The sequence below is a fragment of the Kitasatospora sp. NPDC091257 genome, from assembly GCF_044757675.1.
GTDB classification, from domain to species: domain Bacteria; phylum Actinomycetota; class Actinomycetes; order Streptomycetales; family Streptomycetaceae; genus Kitasatospora; species Kitasatospora lactacystinica.
In genome coordinates this window covers 1-5,072 of sequence record NZ_JBIVVI010000673.1, presented here as the reverse complement: position 1 = coordinate 5,072, position 5,072 = coordinate 1, and the positions used below count along the sequence as shown (strand labels likewise).

Below are 5,072 nucleotides of genomic sequence, written 5' to 3'. Positions count from 1 at the left end.
CGGGGGGCGCCGCCCCGCCGGGCCCGCCCGCCGACGCCCCACCGGCACCGCCACCCGGCCGCCGCCCGCCCAGCACCAGCACCCGCCGGCGCTCCCGCGGGGACCACCCCGCCGCAGCGCCCAGCACCTCGCGCACCGACTTCCGTACCGCAGCCATGGCTCCTCCTTCTCGCCCTCCGACACCGGATCGCGCCGACCACCCCGACCGGGAGCGGCCGACGCCGAGGAACATACACAGAGCCACTGACAATCCACCCGGAGTGATCGAACGGGCTCGGCGCCACCCCGCCCCGCCCACCGCCGCACGGCCCCGGGGCTCCGGGGCTCCGGGGCTCCGGACGCAAGGGGTGCCAGGGGTGCCAGAGGCCAGTGGTTCCACCGGGTCGGGCGGGATTGTCAGTGCTGCGGGTTAGGGTCGGGAACCATGCGACTGCTGCATACCTCCGACTGGCATCTCGGGCGCTCGTTCCACCGGGAGAGCCTGCACGACGCCCAGCGCGCCTTCCTGGACCACCTGGTGGAGGTGGTCCGGTCCGAGGGCGTGGACGCCGTGCTGGTCGCCGGGGACGTGTACGACCGGGCGCTGCCCGGGCTGGAAGCGGTCGCGCTGTTCGACGACGTGCTGCACCGGCTGGCGGACCTCGGGGTGCCGACGGTCTTCATCAGCGGCAACCACGACTCGGCCCGCCGCCTCGGCGTCGGGGCGGGGCTGATCGGCCGGGCCGGCATCCACCTGCGGACCGACCCGGGCGAGTGCGCCGAGCCCGTCCTGCTGGCGGACGAGCACGGCCCGGTGGCGGTGTACGGGCTGCCGTACCTGGAGCCGACCCTGGTGCGCGAGCGGTTCGGGCTGACGAAGGGCGGGCACGCGGCGGTGCTCGGGGCGGCGATGGACCGGGTCCGGGAGGACCTCGCGGCACGCCCGGCCGGCACCCGGGCGGTGGTGCTGGCGCACGCCTTCGTCACCGGCGGCGCGCCGAGCGACAGCGAGCGGGACATCGCGGTCGGCGGCGTCGCCTCCGTTCCCGCGTCGGTCTTCGACGGCGTGCACTACGCCGCGCTCGGCCACCTGCACGGCTGCCAGACGCTCGCCCCGCACCTGCGCTACAGCGGCTCCCCGCTCGCCTACTCCTTCTCCGAGGTGCACCAGCGCAAGACCATGTGGCTGGTCGACCTGGCCGCCGACGGCTCGGTGACGGCCGACCGCGTTCCCTGTCCCGAGCCGCGCCGCCTGGCGACACTGCGCGACACCCTCGACGCGCTGCTCACCGACGAGCGGTACGCCGAGCACGAGCAGTCCTGGGTGCAGGCCACGCTCACCGACGCGGCGCGGCCGAGCGAGCCGATGGAGCGGCTGCGCCGCCGTTTCCCGCACACCCTCCAACTGCTGTTCGACCCCGAGCGGAGCGAGGCCGAGCCCTCGCAGTCGTACGCGGCGCGGGTCAGCGGCCGCGCGGACCTGGAGATCGCGGAGGGCTTCCTGCGGCACGTCCGCCCCGGCGCCGAGCCGGAGCCGGACGAACTCGGCTGGCTGCGGGAGGGCTTCGAGCGCGTCCGGGAGACCACGGACCGGAAGGCGGACCTGCCCCGATGAGGCTGCACCGGCTCACCGTCACCGCCTTCGGCCCCTTCGCGGGCAGCGAGACGGTGGACTTCGACGCGCTCGCCGCCGGCGGGCTGTTCCTGCTGCGCGGCGCGACGGGCGCGGGCAAGACCAGCGTGCTGGACGCGGTCTGCTTCGCCCTGTACGGCGAGACGCCGGGCGCGCGCCGGGCCAACCGGCTACGCAGCGACCACGCCGACCCGAAGCGGCTGACCTCGGTGGAGCTGGAGCTGACCCTCGGCGGGCGGCGGCTGCAGGTCACCCGGCTGCCCGAGCAGCGCCGGCCGAAGAAGGTCGGGAGCGGCACCACCGTCGAGCGGGCACAGACCCTGCTGCGCGAGTGGGTCCTCGACACGGGCGACGGCACGCCCGGCTGGCGCGGGATCAGCAAGTCGCACCAGGAGGCCGGGGAGGAGATCCACCGGCTGATCGGCATGAACCGGGAGCAGTTCTGCCAGGTGGTGCTGCTGCCGCAGGGCGACTTCGCCCGCTTCCTCAAGGCCGATTCGGAGGAGCGCGGCAAACTGCTGCGGCGACTGTTCGACACCGAGCGGTTCCAGCACGTGGAGGCCTGGCTGGCCGAGCAGCGCCGCGGCCAGGAGGCCGCCGTCCAGGCCGGCCGGCGCCGGCTTCGGGACCTCGCCAGCAAGGCCGAGCAGGCGGCCGGTCCGGGCGCCGAACCCGCCGCGGGCTGGGTGCCGGCCGAGGACGACGACGGTCTGGCCGCGGGGGTGCTCGGCTGGGCGGCGGTCCTGCGCAGCGGCGCGGCCGAGCAGCTCACCGTCACCGAGGCCGCCCTCGCGGGCGCCGGGGCCGCCCAGCGCGCCGCCCAGGAGCGCCGCGAGGCCGCCGAGGAGCTGGCCGGTCGCCAGCGCCGGCACCGCGAGGCGCTGGACCGGGCCGAGCGGCTGGCCGGTTTCGAGCCCGCAGCGACGGCGGACCGGCGGCGGCTCGCCGCCGCGCAGGAGGCCGTCGGGGTGGAGTCCGCCCTGCGACTGCGGGAGAGCGCGGCCGAGGCACTCGGGCGCGCGCGGCAGCTGGAGCGCCGGCACCGCGAGCTGCTGGCCGGATCCGGTGCCGGGGGCCGGGATCTCGCCGGGGCCGACACGGCCGGGCTGGCCGAGGCCGAGCTGCGACTGCGGGCCGAGGTGGTCCGGCTGGAGGCGGCCCGGGCGGAGGAGCGGCGCTGCGCCGAACTCGCCCACGAGCATGGCTCCCTGGCACAGGACCGGCGAGCCGCCGAGGAACTGGCCGAGGAGGCCGAGGACTGGCTCGCCGAGTTCGAGGGCGAACTGGGCCGTCTGGAGCAGCAGCACGCCGAGGCCCGGTCGGCGACCGCCCGGGTCGAGCAACTGGACGGGCAGCGCACCGAGTTGACCGGACGCCTCGGTGCGGCGCGGGAGCGCGACGGCCTGCGCGCCGAGATCGCCGCGGCCGAGCCCCGGGCGGTCGCGCTGCGCACCGCCGCGCTGGACGCCCGGGAGCACAGCCTGGACCTGCGGGACCGCCGGCTGAGCGGCATGGCCGCCGAGCTGGCCGAGCAGCTGCGCACGGGAGAGGCCTGCCGGGTCTGCGGCTCGCCGGAGCACCCGGCGCCCGCCGAGGCCGCGCCCGGCGGCCGGGTCGGCGCCGAGGACGAGGAGCGGGCGCGCCGGGCCCAGGCCGACGCCGAGCGGGTCTGGACGGAGGCCGACCAGGCGCTCACCGCACTGCGGGTCCGCGAGGCCACCGCCGCCGGCGCGGCCGGGCCGGACACGACGGAGGCGCTAGCGCAGGCCCTGGCCGGGCTGGAGGACCAGCATCGCGGGGCACGGCACGCGGCGGAGGCGCTCGGCCGGGTCGAGCAGGAGATCGCCCGGCTGTCGCGGGACCGCACCCACCGGGTCGACGAGCTGCAGGAGGCCAAGGAGCGCGCCGCCGTCCTCTCCGACCGGCTGCTGGCGCTCGGCACCGAGCAGCAGACGCTGACCGCCCGGGTGGCGGCCGCCCGGGGCGACGCGCCCTCGGTCGCCGACCGGGCCGCGGCCCTCACCCGGCTCACCGAGGCGGTCGCCGCGGCGGCGAACTCCGCCCGGGCCCGGACGGAGGCGGCGGCCCGGCTCGACGAGGCCGAGGACGAACTGGGCAAGGCCGCCGCCGCGGCGGGCTTCCCCGACCCGGCGGCGGCCCTGTCGGTGCTGCTGCCGCGCGAGGAGCGCGAGCGGCTGGAGGCCCGGCTGGAGCGGCACCGCGCGGAGACCGCCGCCGTCCGCCGCGAGCTGGGGCTGCCGGAACTGGCCGAGGCCGCGGGCCGTCCGCCGGTGGACCTGCCCGCCGTCGCGGCCGAGCTCGGCGCCGCCACCGACCGGCTCGGCCGCTCGCACGCCGCCCATGCGGCGGCCCGCGAGCGCTGCGGGGCGCTGGCCGCGATCGGGCGGCAGCTGACCGGGCTCGCCGCCGAACTGGCCCCCGCGCTGGACCGGTACGGGCGGATCACCCGGCTCGCCGCACTCACGGCCGGTACCGCCGCCGACAACCGGCTGCGGATGCGCCTGGAGTCGTACGTCCTGGCGGCCCGGCTGGAGCAGGTCGCGGCGGCGGCCAGCGACCGGCTGGTCCGGATGTCCGGCGGGCGCTACACCCTGGTGCACAGCGACGACCGGGGCAGCGGCACCAAGCGCTCGGGCCTGGCCCTGCGGGTGGTCGACGCGTGGACGGGCACCGAGCGGGACACCGCGACCCTCTCCGGCGGCGAGAGCTTCTTCGCCTCGCTCTCCCTCGCGCTGGGACTGGCCGACGTGGTCACCGACGAGGCCGGCGGTATGCCGCTGGACACCCTCTTCATCGACGAGGGCTTCGGCACCCTCGACGAGCAGGCCCTGGAGGAGGTCATGGACGTCCTGGACGGTCTGCGCGAGCGGGACCGTGCGGTCGGCATCGTCAGCCACGTCGCCGACCTGCGCAGCCGCATCCCCGCCCAGCTGCTGGTCCGCAAGGGGCGGCACGGCTCGACCCTGGCGCTGGCCGGGCGGGAGGACGCGTAGGCCGATCCCGGGGGAGTCCGGGGTCGGCCGTGGATCAGCCCGAGCAGGCGATCCGCTGCGCCTGCTGCCAGGCGCACACCGGGCAGAGGGTGCTGCCGGGCCGGTCGGCGGGCAGTTCGGTCGGTTCCCCGCACAGCACGCAGTCGGCGCGCGGCCCGGTCGCCTCCGGGTCGTGCCGCAGCGCCGCCTCCGCTTCGCCCTCGGACACGAGTTCGCAGACGGCCGCTTCCTGGTTCGTACCGGTGTCGCTCATGCCGCCTTCCTACTCCGCTCCCCGCTGAGCCGCAACAGGGTCGGCCCCGGCCGAGCCGGCCCGAGCGCCCCGGCGGACGAATGACAGCGAACAGATTTCAGAAAACGTTCGCTGAAATCCGTCATCTGAAATCTGTTCGCTGAAACCCGTCCGCTGAAACCCGCCCCGCCCCGCCGCCCGCCCCCCCCCCCCC

3 protein-coding genes are annotated in these 5,072 nt (G+C 77.1%); 2 read left to right on the top strand and 1 reads right to left on the bottom strand.

Annotation, left to right across the window (positions count from 1 at the left end; translation table 11 throughout):
* Positions 1-424: 424 nt before the first annotated feature.
* Positions 425-1,594: an exonuclease SbcCD subunit D gene (locus ACIQOV_RS26975; RefSeq protein ID WP_401052741.1), complete on the top strand. Its 1,170-nt coding sequence runs from the start codon at positions 425-427 to the stop codon at positions 1,592-1,594.
* Positions 1,591-4,626: an AAA family ATPase gene (locus tag ACIQOV_RS26970; RefSeq protein WP_401052738.1), complete on the top strand. Its 3,036-nt coding sequence runs from the start codon at positions 1,591-1,593 to the stop codon at positions 4,624-4,626. Before ACIQOV_RS26975 ends, ACIQOV_RS26970 begins: the two co-directional genes overlap by 4 nt.
* A 34-nt stretch (positions 4,627-4,660) precedes the next feature.
* Here ACIQOV_RS26970 and ACIQOV_RS26965 read toward each other — a convergent pair whose 3' ends face one another.
* Complete coding sequence (locus ACIQOV_RS26965) at positions 4,661-4,879, bottom strand: hypothetical protein (RefSeq protein WP_401052735.1); 219 nt, start codon at positions 4,877-4,879, stop codon at positions 4,661-4,663.
* Positions 4,880-5,072 lie beyond the last annotated feature (193 nt).